20 protein-coding genes are annotated in these 13,128 nt (G+C 48.3%); 3 read left to right on the forward strand and 17 right to left on the reverse strand.

All coding sequences use genetic code 11. From position 1 onward, the window contains the following. Nucleotides 1-419: 419 nt before the first annotated feature. On the reverse strand, nucleotides 420-3,092 hold the full coding sequence (locus ACSZLD_RS05980; protein ID WP_444684593.1) for an HAD-IC family P-type ATPase: 2,673 nt from the start codon (nucleotides 3,090-3,092) through the stop codon (nucleotides 420-422). Between the two features lie 256 nt (nucleotides 3,093-3,348). Between ACSZLD_RS05980 and ACSZLD_RS05985 the strand changes: the two genes are divergently transcribed. Beyond that, a complete protein-coding gene (locus ACSZLD_RS05985) occupies nucleotides 3,349-4,062 on the forward strand; it encodes a DUF3270 family protein (RefSeq protein ID WP_444684594.1) in 714 nt (237 codons plus the stop codon). Between the two features lie 254 nt (nucleotides 4,063-4,316). On the opposite strand, the gene ACSZLD_RS05990 is transcribed toward ACSZLD_RS05985, so the two are convergent. Then, on the reverse strand, nucleotides 4,317-4,967 hold the full coding sequence (locus tag ACSZLD_RS05990; RefSeq protein ID WP_444684595.1) for a hypothetical protein: 651 nt from the start codon (nucleotides 4,965-4,967) through the stop codon (nucleotides 4,317-4,319). Between the two features lie 295 nt (nucleotides 4,968-5,262). On the opposite strand from ACSZLD_RS05990, the gene ACSZLD_RS05995 reads away from it, so the two are divergent. Then, a complete protein-coding gene (locus tag ACSZLD_RS05995; RefSeq protein WP_444684596.1) occupies nucleotides 5,263-5,466 on the forward strand; it encodes a hypothetical protein in 204 nt (67 codons plus the stop codon). Between the two features lie 54 nt (nucleotides 5,467-5,520). Here ACSZLD_RS05995 and ACSZLD_RS06000 read toward each other — a convergent pair whose 3' ends face one another. The 8 genes from ACSZLD_RS06000 to ACSZLD_RS06035 form a co-directional block, all read right to left on the reverse strand. Further along, nucleotides 5,521-5,748 (reverse strand): hypothetical protein, encoded by a 228-nt coding sequence (locus ACSZLD_RS06000; RefSeq protein WP_444684597.1) that lies wholly within the window; start codon nucleotides 5,746-5,748, stop codon nucleotides 5,521-5,523. Further along, nucleotides 5,745-6,026, reverse strand: coding sequence for a hypothetical protein (locus ACSZLD_RS06005; protein ID WP_444684598.1), 282 nt, complete (start codon nucleotides 6,024-6,026; stop codon nucleotides 5,745-5,747). The genes ACSZLD_RS06000 and ACSZLD_RS06005 overlap by 4 nt, the downstream gene beginning before the upstream one ends. A 91-nt stretch (nucleotides 6,027-6,117) precedes the next feature. Continuing rightward, entirely contained in the window at nucleotides 6,118-6,558 is a 441-nt protein-coding gene (locus ACSZLD_RS06010) for a hypothetical protein (protein ID WP_444684599.1), read from the reverse strand. Between the two features lie 80 nt (nucleotides 6,559-6,638). Continuing rightward, a complete protein-coding gene (locus ACSZLD_RS06015) occupies nucleotides 6,639-7,499 on the reverse strand; it encodes an AraC family transcriptional regulator (protein ID WP_444684600.1) in 861 nt (286 codons plus the stop codon). Between the two features lie 88 nt (nucleotides 7,500-7,587). Next, complete coding sequence (locus ACSZLD_RS06020) at nucleotides 7,588-8,319, reverse strand: hypothetical protein (protein ID WP_444684601.1); 732 nt, start codon at nucleotides 8,317-8,319, stop codon at nucleotides 7,588-7,590. A gap of 4 nt (nucleotides 8,320-8,323) precedes the next feature. Continuing rightward, on the reverse strand, nucleotides 8,324-8,779 hold the full coding sequence (locus ACSZLD_RS06025) for a pyridoxamine 5'-phosphate oxidase family protein (protein WP_444684602.1): 456 nt from the start codon (nucleotides 8,777-8,779) through the stop codon (nucleotides 8,324-8,326). Between the two features lie 216 nt (nucleotides 8,780-8,995). Beyond that, the gene (locus ACSZLD_RS06030; protein ID WP_444684603.1) at nucleotides 8,996-9,253 is read right to left on the reverse strand and encodes a hypothetical protein; all 258 of its coding nucleotides are present in this window, start codon (nucleotides 9,251-9,253) and stop codon (nucleotides 8,996-8,998) included. A 188-nt stretch (nucleotides 9,254-9,441) separates the two neighbouring features. Continuing rightward, entirely contained in the window at nucleotides 9,442-9,819 is a 378-nt protein-coding gene (locus tag ACSZLD_RS06035; protein WP_444684604.1) for a VOC family protein, read from the reverse strand. Between the two features lie 290 nt (nucleotides 9,820-10,109). Here ACSZLD_RS06035 and ACSZLD_RS06040 point away from each other — a divergent pair, with 290 nt between their 5' ends. Next, on the forward strand, nucleotides 10,110-10,271 hold the full coding sequence (locus ACSZLD_RS06040) for a hypothetical protein (RefSeq protein ID WP_444684605.1): 162 nt from the start codon (nucleotides 10,110-10,112) through the stop codon (nucleotides 10,269-10,271). 10 nt (nucleotides 10,272-10,281) lie between these two features. Here ACSZLD_RS06040 and ACSZLD_RS06045 read toward each other — a convergent pair whose 3' ends face one another. From ACSZLD_RS06045 to ACSZLD_RS06075, 7 genes are all read right to left on the reverse strand, one after another. Further along, entirely contained in the window at nucleotides 10,282-10,482 is a 201-nt protein-coding gene (locus ACSZLD_RS06045; protein WP_444684606.1) for a hypothetical protein, read from the reverse strand. A gap of 66 nt (nucleotides 10,483-10,548) precedes the next feature. Continuing rightward, a complete protein-coding gene (locus tag ACSZLD_RS06050) occupies nucleotides 10,549-10,725 on the reverse strand; it encodes a DUF6366 family protein (protein WP_377909817.1) in 177 nt (58 codons plus the stop codon). 10 nt (nucleotides 10,726-10,735) lie between these two features. Continuing rightward, nucleotides 10,736-11,608 (reverse strand): macrolide 2'-phosphotransferase, encoded by an 873-nt coding sequence (locus ACSZLD_RS06055; RefSeq protein ID WP_444684607.1) that lies wholly within the window; start codon nucleotides 11,606-11,608, stop codon nucleotides 10,736-10,738. Nucleotides 11,609-11,746: 138 nt separating this feature from the next. Then, nucleotides 11,747-12,181, reverse strand: a complete 435-nt coding sequence (locus ACSZLD_RS06060; RefSeq protein WP_444684608.1) for a hypothetical protein — start codon at nucleotides 12,179-12,181, stop codon at nucleotides 11,747-11,749. Nucleotides 12,182-12,198: 17 nt separating this feature from the next. Continuing rightward, nucleotides 12,199-12,573 (reverse strand): hypothetical protein, encoded by a 375-nt coding sequence (locus ACSZLD_RS06065; RefSeq protein ID WP_444684609.1) that lies wholly within the window; start codon nucleotides 12,571-12,573, stop codon nucleotides 12,199-12,201. Between the two features lie 20 nt (nucleotides 12,574-12,593). After that, the gene (locus ACSZLD_RS06070; RefSeq protein WP_168009617.1) at nucleotides 12,594-12,842 is read right to left on the reverse strand and encodes a hypothetical protein; all 249 of its coding nucleotides are present in this window, start codon (nucleotides 12,840-12,842) and stop codon (nucleotides 12,594-12,596) included. Between the two features lie 64 nt (nucleotides 12,843-12,906). Next, complete coding sequence (locus tag ACSZLD_RS06075; RefSeq protein WP_168009615.1) at nucleotides 12,907-13,059, reverse strand: hypothetical protein; 153 nt, start codon at nucleotides 13,057-13,059, stop codon at nucleotides 12,907-12,909. Nucleotides 13,060-13,128: the final 69 nt, after the last annotated feature.

Raw genomic sequence — 13,128 nt, forward strand, 5'->3', positions numbered from 1 at the left:
GAATATTGCAGTTTGATGACAGAAGCTTTTTAGATTGATTTGGCTTTCGGCGGGCCGAAAGCTTCCTTCTTGCGTTTGGAATGGGGAAAGTTATTAATGGAGGAGGGAATGTTTTCATCCTTGAAGGGAAACTTATTAACCGTTGCGTCAAACTTATTATTTCCAAGCTTAAACCTATACGTGTTATCATCCTGCGTTCTTTATATCGAAAAACTTATCATTCTTTCCCCCAACCTTTTTATTTTGGCTGCTACTTTTATCATTTGATTGGAATCTATTTTCAGACGCAACTGCTGTATGAAAAAGTTAACGCTTTGTCCGGGAAAGTTGAACACTTTCACGATCACCTTCCCAAGCAGAACCTGCCATCGCCGCCAAAACGAAAAAAGCCTCTGGATCAGCTCCAGAGGCTCCTTATGCTAGCCTGTCCTTCTTGCTTCGATCCGCTTCATGACAGAGCGGGTGATGGTCTTTTCGATTTCGATGATGGTAAAGATCACGACGCCGAGTATGGCAGGGATGATCCAGAATTCGATGCTGAGCGGCACCGTGCCAAATGCAGTGTTCATAAACGGCACGTACAAAATCAGCAGCTGCAGCAGGATCAGAACGCCGGAGACGAGAAACGCGACTTTGTTTTTAAAGAAATTGCGGTTGAACGCGAATCCGGTCTCGTTGCGTACGTTGAACAAGTGGAACATCTGCAGCATGACGATCGTATGCAGCACAACGGAATTGAGCAACGCCTGATCCGTCGTCTCCTGCAGCATCATGAGATAAAAGGCGAATGAGGTGCCGCCGATGAGCAGGGAAACGAAGATAATCCGGAACACGTAGTACGGCGTTAAGAGCGGTGTATCGATCGGACGCGGCGGCCGGTCCATGGCCCCCTTCTCAAGCGGCTCAAAGGCGAGCGCGAGAGAAACGGTGATCGCAATCACCATGTTAATCCAGAGAATCTGGATCGGGGTCACCGGCATGACGGCGGTACCAAGCAGAATCGCAATGATGATCAATAGCGCCTGGGCGCCGTTTGTCGGCAGAATGAAGAGGATCGTCTTTTTCAAGTTCGCATACACGCGGCGGCCTTCCTCAACTGCGCCGACGATCGTTTCAAAATTATCGTCCACGAGTACCATCTGCGCCGACTCTTTGGCAACCTCTGTTCCTTTGATGCCCATTGCAACGCCGATATCCGCGCGCTTTAAAGCAGGTGCATCATTGACGCCGTCCCCTGTCATCGCGGAGACGTTGCCGTTTTTCTGCAGTGCTTTTACGAGACGAAGCTTGTTGTCCGGACTCGTGCGTGCAAAAACGTCGTTAGACAAAACGGCCTCATCAAGCTCCTCATCGGACATGGTATCGATGTCGCGACCTTCAACGCCGTTTGTGCCGTCCCCAATCCCGAGCTGATCACTGATCGCAAGCGCAGTATCGAGATGGTCCCCGGTAATCATCTTGACCCCGATGCCGGCACGGTGGCACTCTGCCACAGCGGCAACTGCTTCTTCCCGCGGCGGGTCGATGATCCCTGTCATCCCGAGCAGGCGCAGGCCGGACGTCAGGTCCTCATGATCGATCTCCGACGTCGATGCATCCACATCGATGACGCCTGCCGCGAGCACGCGCTCGCCCTGCGAGGTCCGGCTCTTCATCGCCTTTTCCCAGGAAGCACGGTCAAAGCTGTCGTCGGACGCTGCCATATCAAACAGGCGGTCCGGTGCTCCTTTTACAAAAATGCGGCGCTTGCCTTCCTCTTCGATCAATACCGCCATATACTTGTAATCAGAATCAAACGGTATTTTCGAAATGGCTTTGTGTCTCGGGATCTCGGTGGCTGCTTTTTCCGCGACGGTTAACAGACAGCCTTCGGTTGGCTCGCCGCTCATCACCCACGTGCCGTCCTCCTCCTGATGAAGCGAGGCGTCGTTGCACGTTTTCATTGCTGTGAGCAGCTCATACACCTCGGTATTATCCGGCTCTACTTCTTTGTCACCATCCATGATGCTTCCTACCGGGTCGTAGCCCGTGCCGGTTACCTCATAGGTGTCACTCGGTGTCAGAAGCGCCGTTACGGTCATTTCGTTTTTCGTAAGCGTCCCGGTCTTATCTGAGCAAATAACCGATACGGCCCCGAGCGTTTCAACAGAAGGCAAGTTTCGTACAATCGCCTTGCGCTTGACCATGTTCTGCACGCCGAGCGCTAGAATGATCGAGATGATCGCCGGGAGTCCCTCCGGAATCGCAGCGACGGCCAGACCAACGATCGACAGCAGCAGATCAACCGGCGCATAGTCGCGGAAAAAGAATCCGAATGCGTAAATGAACACCGATGCACCGACGATAAACAGCGTGATCGTCTTGCCAAACGTATCCGTCTGACGCATGAGCGGCGTTTTCAGCTCATCCACTTCATTGATCGACTCATTAATTTTACCGATTTCCGTATCTTCTCCAGTTGCAACGACCACGCCAACTCCACTTCCAGACGTGATCGACGTGCTCGAAAAAAGCATGTTCGTCTGGTCGCCGAGCACGGTGTCTTCCGGCAGCGCATCGGTCTGCTTTCGTGCCGACACTGACTCACCGGTAAGTGCAGCTTCTTCCGCACCTAAATTGGCAGAAGAGAGAATGCGGATGTCTGCTGGTACTTTGTCACCGGCGTTCAGTACAACAATGTCTCCTGGAACGAGATCTGCGGCGCTGATTTCCTGACGTCTGCCATCCCGAATCACGACAGCGTCCAGCGACAGCATGTTTTTAATCCCTTCCAGTGCTTTTTCGGCTTTGTTTTCCTGTAAAAACCCGATGGTCGCATTGATGACCGCAACGAGAACGATAATCGCCGTATCGATGTAATAGCCAAGCAAAAACTTGAGTACTCCTGCTGCCAGCAGAATGTAGATCAGAATATCGTTAAAGTGCTTGAAAAATTTTACGAAGATGCTCTCCGTCTCTTTTTCAGGCAGTTCGTTTTTTCCATAGGCTTCTAGCAGATGATCTGCATCGGAAGCGGAGATCCCCTGATCCTGGTCGGTGTGAAGCTCTCTGACAACATCATCAACGGATAGAGAAAACCACTTTTTGTTCATAACTCCTCCTTTTTAGTAAATTACCCAACAACATAAACAATTACTTATATATTCCATACCCGTTCACAATTCATTTATATACGTTTTTATACAAAAAGTTGTGAACAAATTATGTCAGACAAACCTTTCCATGTAAAGGTTTTGGCAACTGACAAAAACCATTTCACTCGCTTTATTTCCGTTCAAAATGTATACTTTATGTATATTGTTTTCCGATTCCCGCCATTTATTCCAAATTTGAATGGAGGCTGAAGCGATGTCCTTAATCCCGTTCTTTGTCGGCATTGTGTTTATTGGCATTCATTTTCTCGCAAACGTGCTTCTGCCTTCCGAACGAATCAAGCGGATGAAATGGTTCTCGTTCTCGGGCGGACTTGCGGTATCGTACATTTTTATTTACCTGCTGCCGACGCTTCACCAGGAGCAGGCAGCGATCGAAGAACCTTACCGGCGTCTGACGATGGAGTCGGAGATTTACTTTATCGGACTGATCGGCGTCGTCGTGTTTCTCGGCATTCAGATCATGATCAGGCAAAAAAATTACGTCTCGCATACGTCCTCGTTCTGGTCGGCGATCACGTTTTACGCGTTATATAATGCACTTGTCTCCTATACGGTACTTTCCTTTGAAGTCTCCGGCATTCAGGCGATTTTTTACTGCTTCGCGATCGGGCTGCATTTTATCGCCGTCGCGCAGGACATGTGGCGCGAGTTTCCGGAAGAGTACAATAAGTACGGCAGATATGTCCTTGCTATTGGCATCGTTGTCGGCTGGATATTGGCGCTCACCACCGATTTCCGCCCTCTCGTAAAGTCCATTATCTTTGCTTTCGTAGCCGGGGCAATGATCTTTACGGTCTTTAAGCATGAACTCCCGGGAGAAAAGCAAATACACTTTCCGACCTTTGCCCTTGCCGTCATCCTCTACTCCGTTCTTACGATGTCACTGAAGTTTTTCTTCGAGTGGTAAATCAATTCAAAGAGCCCGGCAGACGCGCTGCACGGGCTCTTTGATTATGCCTATTGGTTGTTTCCAGATATATAGAGGTTAACTATAAACATACAAACGATCGTGAAGATCCCGATAAGACAATTTAGAATGAGCCCGATGATGCAAACCTACAATCTATTGGTATCTTGATCAACCTGTTATCTATCCTATTTAATTCCTGTCTTTTGTACAAAAGACCAATTGGTTAGTCAACGTGAACAACAGGAGCATTTTTATAGTAAATCAGGCAGAGAATCTAAAATCTCATCCGGGTCAAAATGAACAAACCAGGTATCCGGGATTGCCGCATACATTTCTTCTCCTTCGTACTCAAAATGAATATTCCAAACTCCTTCGGTAAAAAAGATGAATTCTCCGGTGTCTGCATCGAAGTCTGCGCTCACAAAGTGATCGTCCCAGGAGGCGCCAGGCAACGTTCCTGACAGTTCCGCTTCCATGTCTTCAATATAGATCGTGTCCGGGGTGATCGTTTCAGTATCTTCCTGCAGCTGGTAATCAAACGAAACGTTACGACTGAACGCAGCAAATTCATCGTCCTCCTCAGCGTAGTCAGCGTTTTGCGCCAGATGCGTCCCGCCTGCGTTATAAGGCTCTGCCGGTTCAGTCAGCTCGGATTCAATCGGGACATCGCCTTCATAAGGAGAATCTTCTTCCAACGAGCTGCTTATGTACTGAAACAGCATTTCCGCCTGGTCACGATCTATCTCATCCGTATCACCGATCCCGGTTTGCTGCTGCGAACCGGTGGAGAGATCGATGCCATATTCCTCCCCGAGCGCCTGCATGTCCTCCTCCGGGTTATCCGAACAGCCTGCAGCAAAAAAGAGGAGAATCACAGAGCTGAAAGTAAGTGAGTTTTTCATCGTTACCTCCTGTATGTAAGTATATGTTTCCATTCCCTTTCCATAGAAATAAAAACCAACTTTGAAGGTAGGCAAGCTTTTTATTGGGTAAAAAGGCTTGCTAATGGAGGCAGTTATGTCAGATTGTTTAGACCTAACTGATTCGCTATACTTGGAAACACAGTTGGATGAGTGGACGAATTGTTTCGATCGTCAACTTAAGCGTTGTCGAACCTGCAAATTGATAACGAAGAAATTCGCTTCTATTTGACTACTCCGAAGAAGCGACGTCAACAAGCATGAAAGGGGTGAAACCATGAATCGATTCAGCTATCTGATCCTGGCCGTGCCGTTTTATCTTGTGCTGAGCTTTGCGATGGTTCAAGTCGTGAATCGAGTCTTGCCCGTTACAGATACGTTTTTTCTGCTGATTCTTACACTGACGATCCTGCTTATCAACCTCCTCATCACGAAGCTGACGCTGGAGCGAGTGATCCCGCGGGCTGCGAAACCGGTCTGAATCGGCTAAGCGACGAAAAAAGCCCGGATCCTGAACGAATCAGGAAACCGGGTATCAGACAACCATCGCCGTACCACCTGCAGCGGCTGCTCCGAGATAAAGATATCCGAGTACGCTTTTTCTAGAGCGCAGCTCGGCAACTCCAAGCAAAAGGAATAAAAGCGGCACCGTGTACAAAAGCAGCTGACCTAACAGGCCGGAACGCTGACCTGTCAGCAATGCCACCACGAGCAGAAGGAGCCAGCTCATGCCTAGCAGTTGATTACATACTCGCAGCGTCATAAAAATGCGATTCCGATGCTCACGGCTAAAGCCGCTATCGTAGCAAGATAAAAGGCACCGGCGGTAAAGCCGTCTGGCAGGCTGCCTGTTTTACGAATTAACGTTTTCTCCGTGATCGTCACCGCTGTATAAAGCAGCAGTCCCGGTATGCCGATGCCGCTTGCTGTAATAGCGCCGCCAAACAACAGCATCAGTGCGACAAACAGGATGGCGTAGGCAAATGCTGCATACGCTCCAGTGCTGACCGGACCTAGAACGCCAGCCGCTCGTTGTTCCATAAGCAATCCCCTTTCCATAGGCAGGTATTGATCATCAGCCTCGCTGTTCTTTTCAGTGTAACATCTTTTACTGGAATCTTTTTCCTATTTTTTAGTCCAGCTTCCCAATCGGTTCCATGTCATCGGTATACTGCTCGATCACCTGAAGCGGCTCATCCTCCGCTTCGTATACCCGGCTCTGTCCTGTTTCCATAGACGTGATCTCCATGTAGCCGTCGAAGAGATCGATGTTAAACATCAGCTCCTCCTCATAAAAGCGCAGCGTATACGCATAAAAAGGGACTCCGTCGGGAAAGTCAGTTTCCGTCCAGTCCGCCTCCCGAAAGGCAGATGCCACCTCCTCGATCTCGGCCGACTCTTCCAGCCTCACTGTCTGCTCCACCTGGCTTCCGCCTTCATCAAACTGATCGATGACGATCGCCTCCGGCTCATGATCACGAAACTCAGCAAGCGGATTTTGAAAATAGTTCGGCAGAAGCGTTAAGAGCACAACCGCCGCGATGACAACACCGCTGATCAAAAACACCTTCATCCCATCGCCTCCTGTACGTTTCCCATTCCCGTTTCAAACTGAAAAAACCACCTCTATTACCTAGAGGTGGCTGGATTTGATCAGCGAATCGGTATCCAAATGTGAGACTCCACTTGCTCCGATTGTAAGTCGTCTGATGTGACGACGAGTATCTCCGGTCCTTCCCGCACTTCGTATCCGGAAGATGGCAGCCATTCGGCATAAATGCTTCCCCACGTCTGCTGCAAGTGCTCCGGAAATGCTCCGACTGAAGTAAAAACGGCCCATTTTCCTGCCGCTACTTCCAATGACGCATAGCCCTCGAGCGGCCTGCTTCCTGCTGTCCCTAAATACTGATCGAGTGATCCGGCTTCTTCCATCCTGCCTTCTGAAAAGTTAGCGGAAGCCTGTATGATTCCTTCCGGCTCTGCCAGACTGTGCTCCAGCAATTCCTCTGTCATCGAATCCGTCAGTTTTTTGTGCATCTCTGCAATTTCCTCATTCTCGCCTTCAAACTGAATCGACACGCGCTTTTTCAACCCATTAATATAAAACCCTTCTTTTTCTGTCAGTCTGTAATCCATCTCATGTCCTCCTTTAAGCTGCAGTTGAAAAGTCAGCTTCGGGCATGCTCTCATTCGTCCTGTTTTGCGGGATTCGCTTGGCGTAACGCCGTGCATCTGTAAAAAAGCCCGCGTGAATGCGTCCGGTGACTGATACCCTGACAAAAGGGCAATATCAATCACCTTCGCATCGGTCTGGTAGAGCTCGTTTGCTGCGATACTGAGCCTCCGCCGGCGGACATACTCAGAAAACGGCATACCTGCCAAAAAAGAGAACATCCGCTTAAAATGATATACTGTGGTGCCTGCAAGCATAGCGACACGTTCCTCATTAAGCTCCTCGTGCAAATGCTCTTCGACGAACGTCATCGCTTGATTTAATCGACTGATCGAATCCATCAGCTGACCTCCCTTCTGTAACCAGTGTAAAGCGAGTACATGAGAAAAACCCTGCAAAAGAGGACGAGATGATGCAGGATCCTCTTCCTTAAATCTCAAAATAATCGGTCAAAGAAATCGTTTTTTCATGGTTATACCAATGCTGATACGCTTTAAATATGGTTAGAATATCGTCGTCGGATCGTTCTACAAGTTCCTTCCCGGTTAAAAAACTGCGCCAGTAGTCGAACATAATGCTCGTTAAGGTACCGCTGTAGCTCTCCTGACCAAACGTATTCAATGAGTGAGTGCCATACTGCTCCTGAAACTGAGAAACAAGCTCTGTTTCCACCTCGGTAATTTTCTGAAGTTCATCGTTTGACAGGAAGAAGCTGCGCGAAAGATAATCACACATCCCCTCTTCAAACCAGATACTATCTTCACGCGCATCCTCAAACCCGCCTGGAAACAAGTCCAGGTGGTGCGTCAGTTCATGCCCTGCGATCGTAAGCACCTGCGCCTCAGGCATCTGTTCATAGTATGGTCTGATTTCGGGTACATGTTTATCCTCCAGCTGCCGGAGAAACAACTGTCGCCAGCCATCTAAGTCAGGAGATATGTAAATCAAATGACGGTTCGTAAAGGCCGGAATTGGCAGTTTGGAAAAAACAGTAGTAGCCAATTCCTCCGACGTCCAAACGAACGCTTCGGGAGGTTCCTTCAGTTCAAAATCAGCTTCCAAATAGCGCTGATAGTCTGAAAGCTTCTGAGTAAACCGGCTGATCCGAGCCTGATAACGTTCACTTTCTGAGCTTGATTCAAATGCATATACGTGTTTCATCTCTTTACTCCCTTATAGGCGATGGCGGTTGATACGACTGATCGCGTACGACGACCGATTCCGGCTGAAAACCGATCAGTACATTCTCCTGTCCTAATGCTTGAAAGCGCGGATCCCATGCTGCTCGTTCCGGCCCCAGATACTTCGCTAAAAGCCTGTCTGCTCTTTGCTTTTCAAACGGCTTCACGTCAGCCGTTCCGCGAAAGCCGATGTGAATGAACGTTCCGCTGGAAGCGTCAAAATCTACGATCCCGATTGCACAGGCCGGCGTTTGTCGAACCCGCTCCGGAAACGTATCCCCAGCTGTGCCAATAATCCATAGTCGTTCTTTCTCCCACAAAAACCAAAGCGGTGAATCACGCGGTCCTTTTGGAGCGCTCGTAGCAAGGTGAGCGACAAGCGGCTTTGCAAGCACTGCATCCAGATCAACACCGGTCCCGACGTCTCGAATAATCCTCATGTAAAGCCTCCTTTAAGACATATCAACGATTCGTGAATCCGTCACTTTCCACCCATTCTCATCTGACAGCGTAAACGCCATTCTAATGGCACCGTCCGGGGATCGATATTTTTGGGCTTGAATGATGATCTCTGAATCAGAAACCGCTTATACTTCTTCGAAACGAATTAATACTCCCGCAAGCTGGTGAGTATCCTCCTTCAGTCGTTCCTCATCTCACTCGTCGAAGGCGGTTACTCTCACCTGTTCCTCTGAACGGTCTTCGATACTTGCAATTAATTCATCTGCCATTTCGGCATCCATATTCAACTCTTCCTTGATTTCTAGTGCTACGTAATCGATATCGGCATGCAGTGCTGAATTACCGGACATCAATTCGTCAAAAGTTAATGCAAACGCCTCTGCATCTGGCTCTACTTCAGGTTCACCGCAAGCTCCGAGCAATATGAGACTAGCTACAATAAAATACCTCACCCGAAATCGCCTCTCGTTTTGTCATTGCACCAAACGATTGATTGACTAAAGAAAAAAGAAGCTAAATCATGCTTCATGCATACAATACATTTCCAATGTACATGCCAGAACTCAGTTTGTCCGTTCGATTTACGAGAACCTTTGTACTTGACCTATTTGCGATGATGAAGATTTATAAAGACAATTCCTTATGGAGAAGTAACCCTGATGTAATAACCGTCAGGATCTACTACGTTAAAGCCTCGCATGTTCCAAGGATAAGTTACAATTTTCGTTTCTAATGCATATCCATAATCGATGCAGCGATTTAAAACCGTTTCTGCATCTTCAACAACTATAATGATCTCAATGCCCCTACCTTTATCATCGGTAGGATTAGAACGGTAAAAGTAGTGATCTTTTTTTAGTACCTCTTCCGATGTTACTAATAACGAAAATCCCTCTGTATTAAATCTTCCACATCGATCATTTCGATCCTGCATATTTAAACCTATGACATGCTGATAAAAAGCTAACGACTGATCGATGTCTGAGACGTAAAGTTCTATTCTAAACAATGCACTCATCGTCTTTAGTCACTCCCGTATACTTAGACATGGCATCATAAGAAAACTATTATTTTCAGAAGATCATAATAGCTTTTAAAGTTAAAGATTTTACAAATTAAATAAAAAACATAGTCTAGTGACATCAACGATTCAGACAGAACCAATTAGATCATCCTGCGAATCGATCATTCCTTCCATACCTCTGTACGAAAAGATTGGTTATAATTGTTCCATCTATAAAGCATGCTCAACATCCATATATTTGAAACCAGTCTTTCTACAAAACGTATCTATATGGTCAGGGGGTGATGAAGATCGAACTGTTTTTTACATTGTTGATTCCTGGAGCCATTCTTTTACCTTTAATGAGTTATTTCGTATTTTTAGGGATTCAAGTGAAGCGCCAGGAAAAAAGAGCTAAAAAAGATCTGACAAACGATATAAATCCTTTTACAGGTAACCGCTCGTAAGTTTCACATCTTATTGACTTCGATTTTTATTCTTATTCCAATCATACGGCTTTTTAGCCCAGTCATTCAGCAGCATGAAAGCAACGATGACGGCAGCTGCCAGAATCGCTGGTGTCCAATCCGACTCCTCGAAGCGGATATAATTGTAGATGGAGCGGATCGCGATTCCGCCGCCGACAATTATAAACACAAACATGAATACGTTCTTCATCTGCTCTGCCTCCTTCAAGGTAATACGCGGAAGACCGTCCGATTATTGCAACCGGACGGTCTTTTGTTAAATCAACAATAAAATCAGGATCAGGACAGCAATGATACCGAGCATCGCTTTCCAGCTGATACCTTGCATACTGCCTGTTTTAGCGCGATCAAAGCTGTCGGCTGCGTTGCCGCCAGGATGGTTTTTTCGTTCCTCGTTCACTTGCTTTTCCTGTTCATCTCGATGGTCCTTCATCCGTGACCTCCTAAGCGTCCGTGTTCATGAGCATCGTTTTTGCCATCTCCACATAGTCACTTTCACCAGACCGGATAGCAAACAAGGCGACCTGAATCGCGCCTGCTCCTGCAATCGCCTCAATATGAGGCAGCATCCAAGCAGAAACGTATCCCCCGGCACGCTCATAGTGAGCCAGCACCCGCTCCAGTGATGTTTTTCCAAACGTGTGATAGTGCGCGGTGAAATCCTGAGCCGGGTCGTGCACCGCTGCCTCTGTCCAATCGATGAATCCGGTCACTCGCTCATCGGCATCGATTAAAATATGTCCCGCATGCAAATCTCCATGAGTGAGTGCGGTTTCCTGCGGCCAATAGCGGTCATCCTCGATCCAGTTACGCCAGCGGCGGCTGTTTGCAGGCGCTGTGGTAAACTGTTTTTCCACCTGTTCCAGCTGCTGCAGGTACGTCTTTCGTACCTCCTGCATGGAGCGCTGTTCCGGCTTTGGAATCTGATGCAGTGATGCTACCGCCATCGCAAAGCTCTTTTCATAGTTCTCTGACACGCGCTCCGGATCCATGTTCCACACATATGCCTGCGCTTCCTTGTCGATCACGCCCGCGGGTTTACCAGGCAGCGCTTCATATGCGATCAGCTCGTCCGTGACGATTTCCCAATTTGGGACAGCGAACGCCGCATGCTGCCGAATGTGTGCCAGCATGCTTCTCTCTTTTTCGATTCCATCCAGCACGTCCGGCCGGCGCGGCATGCGCAGCAGCCACATTTTCCCGTACACGTCCTCTGCGGTCGCCGCTAAAAAGTCGAGTCCGGATTCATTTACTTGCAGAGTGTGTTCATGGAGCTCCAGTCCATGCTGTTTCGCTCGTTTTATAATCATTTCCATTCCCTATCTCCTCCTTTTTTTGTTTAAAAAGAAAGAGACTGCCACAGACGTCCTGCGTGCATCACGTGCATTGTCGAACCCTCCTTTGAATTGCGATCATTTCTTATTACTCTCTTATGAATGAACGGCGTCCACGTTTCATTCTTCCTCAATTTGGATGAAAAACGTATAGTGCGCGTTGTTCCGACTGTCGGGCCAGTCTGCATGAATCCCGAGCGGATAGCCTCCCGGTTCTGCAGGCATCGTCACCTGCTGCTCATCGACCTGGAGCGTTTCATCAGGAGCCCCGCCGTCCCACGTTTCAGCCTGCAGAGTCGGACTGGAGTCGTCATCGAAGCTCACGGTCACTTGCTCGCCGGGACGAGCCGTGAGTTCTTCCATATCCCTAGCTAATATAATTTCCGGCGGAGTTCCACTCTCGGCATCTTCAGCGCCTCCCGTCCATTCCCAACTGTACGTGCCGAGCACTCCGGATGCTTGACTTTGAGCCGATTCCATTGCTGCATCAGGAGGCTGATCCTGACAAGCCGCCAGTAAAAGGATTGCCAAAACGGCAGCTGCTGCTTTTCCCATCTCGACCTCCGTCCTTTCTAAGTCGCCATTCGTTTATCAAGCATGTGATCGACCCCATAGAAAACAATGGAAGCCGCTATTCCGATGTAGAGCATTGGATGCGTGAGCATGTCATTCCAGCCGACGTACGCGATCCACACGTGGAACGGAAGAATAAAAAATGCGCCGAACATGATGTGGAGCGCCAGTGAAGTCCGTCTCCCCGGCGCAAAAAAGTCAGCCGCAATCGAAGCAGGTATCGCGTACACAAGCATGATGACGGTGATACATGACGTATAGACGACGAGCATAATGAACACATCATTACCGGAAGCAAGTTCGTCCATCCCCATCACTACGACCAGCGCACCAAAGCCGGTAACGGCCGCCGCTGAACCTTTTCGACGCAGCATCAGACCTCGTCCTCTTTGGATTAGATTAACTGGCTGAGAAAAACTGTGATATAGCCAGCGAACATAAGCAATAAAAAACTTCCTCCGACCATCGTATTGGCGATGACAAGTCCCCATGATTGGCTCACGAATGCGAGTACAATACCGACTGGACCGACAATAAGTGTAATCAGCCATAAAGCAGCAGGCTCTTGAAAGACGATGTTTGGCACCCAGGAGCCGATGCCGATAAGAAAACAGAGCCATGCCCACGTTCTCGTATTTGTCATACATGCACCTCTTTCAGGAAAATTCATTCATTCGTTTTTACCTCTCCTGCATTGGTTCTCCCACTTATTCGGTTGTTTCGCTTTTCCCTCGAAGCAGATAGTAAATCGTCAGGCCGGATAACACGACCATACTGATAACCGCCGCCGGGCTTTGCGTGATAACACCAATCAGTACGACGTTCAGGACGAGCATGAGGCTGATTAACAAAGTAGTCATATCCTATCTCCTTTTGCTGTAAATATGCATATACCTTATTTTACCATAACCAGCCGCAGGTGCGTCACT

This window comes from Alkalicoccus luteus, from assembly GCF_052061695.1.
In the GTDB taxonomy this organism is placed as follows: domain Bacteria; phylum Bacillota; class Bacilli; order Bacillales; family Salisediminibacteriaceae; genus Alkalicoccus; species Alkalicoccus luteus.

Bases quoted from the DNA above. Each gene is read 5' to 3' on its own strand.
- ACSZLD_RS06035 (WP_444684604.1), bottom strand. From the start codon at position 9,819: ATGAGTGCATTGTTTAGAATAGAACTTTACGTCTCAGACATCGATCAG.
- ACSZLD_RS06055 (WP_444684607.1), bottom strand. From the start codon at position 11,608: ATGGAAATGATTATAAAACGAGCGAAACAGCATGGACTGGAGCTCCAT.
- ACSZLD_RS05990 (WP_444684595.1), bottom strand. From the start codon at position 4,967: ATGAAAAACTCACTTACTTTCAGCTCTGTGATTCTCCTCTTTTTTGCT.
- ACSZLD_RS05995 (WP_444684596.1), top strand. From the start codon at position 5,263: ATGAATCGATTCAGCTATCTGATCCTGGCCGTGCCGTTTTATCTTGTG.
- ACSZLD_RS06060 (WP_444684608.1), bottom strand. From the start codon at position 12,181: ATGGGAAAAGCAGCAGCTGCCGTTTTGGCAATCCTTTTACTGGCGGCT.
- ACSZLD_RS06000 (WP_444684597.1), bottom strand. From the start codon at position 5,748: ATGACGCTGCGAGTATGTAATCAACTGCTAGGCATGAGCTGGCTCCTT.
- ACSZLD_RS06045 (WP_444684606.1), bottom strand. From the start codon at position 10,482: ATGAAGAACGTATTCATGTTTGTGTTTATAATTGTCGGCGGCGGAATC.
- ACSZLD_RS05980 (WP_444684593.1), bottom strand. From the start codon at position 3,092: ATGAACAAAAAGTGGTTTTCTCTATCCGTTGATGATGTTGTCAGAGAG.
- ACSZLD_RS05985 (WP_444684594.1), top strand. From the start codon at position 3,349: ATGTCCTTAATCCCGTTCTTTGTCGGCATTGTGTTTATTGGCATTCAT.
- ACSZLD_RS06010 (WP_444684599.1), bottom strand. From the start codon at position 6,558: ATGAAGGTGTTTTTGATCAGCGGTGTTGTCATCGCGGCGGTTGTGCTC.
- ACSZLD_RS06075 (WP_168009615.1), bottom strand. From the start codon at position 13,059: ATGACTACTTTGTTAATCAGCCTCATGCTCGTCCTGAACGTCGTACTG.
- ACSZLD_RS06015 (WP_444684600.1), bottom strand. From the start codon at position 7,499: ATGGATTCGATCAGTCGATTAAATCAAGCGATGACGTTCGTCGAAGAG.
- ACSZLD_RS06040 (WP_444684605.1), top strand. From the start codon at position 10,110: ATGAAGATCGAACTGTTTTTTACATTGTTGATTCCTGGAGCCATTCTT.
- ACSZLD_RS06050 (WP_377909817.1), bottom strand. From the start codon at position 10,725: ATGAAGGACCATCGAGATGAACAGGAAAAGCAAGTGAACGAGGAACGA.
- ACSZLD_RS06005 (WP_444684598.1), bottom strand. From the start codon at position 6,026: ATGGAACAACGAGCGGCTGGCGTTCTAGGTCCGGTCAGCACTGGAGCG.
- ACSZLD_RS06020 (WP_444684601.1), bottom strand. From the start codon at position 8,319: ATGAAACACGTATATGCATTTGAATCAAGCTCAGAAAGTGAACGTTAT.
- ACSZLD_RS06070 (WP_168009617.1), bottom strand. From the start codon at position 12,842: ATGACAAATACGAGAACGTGGGCATGGCTCTGTTTTCTTATCGGCATC.
- ACSZLD_RS06065 (WP_444684609.1), bottom strand. From the start codon at position 12,573: ATGCTGCGTCGAAAAGGTTCAGCGGCGGCCGTTACCGGCTTTGGTGCG.
- ACSZLD_RS06025 (WP_444684602.1), bottom strand. From the start codon at position 8,779: ATGAGGATTATTCGAGACGTCGGGACCGGTGTTGATCTGGATGCAGTG.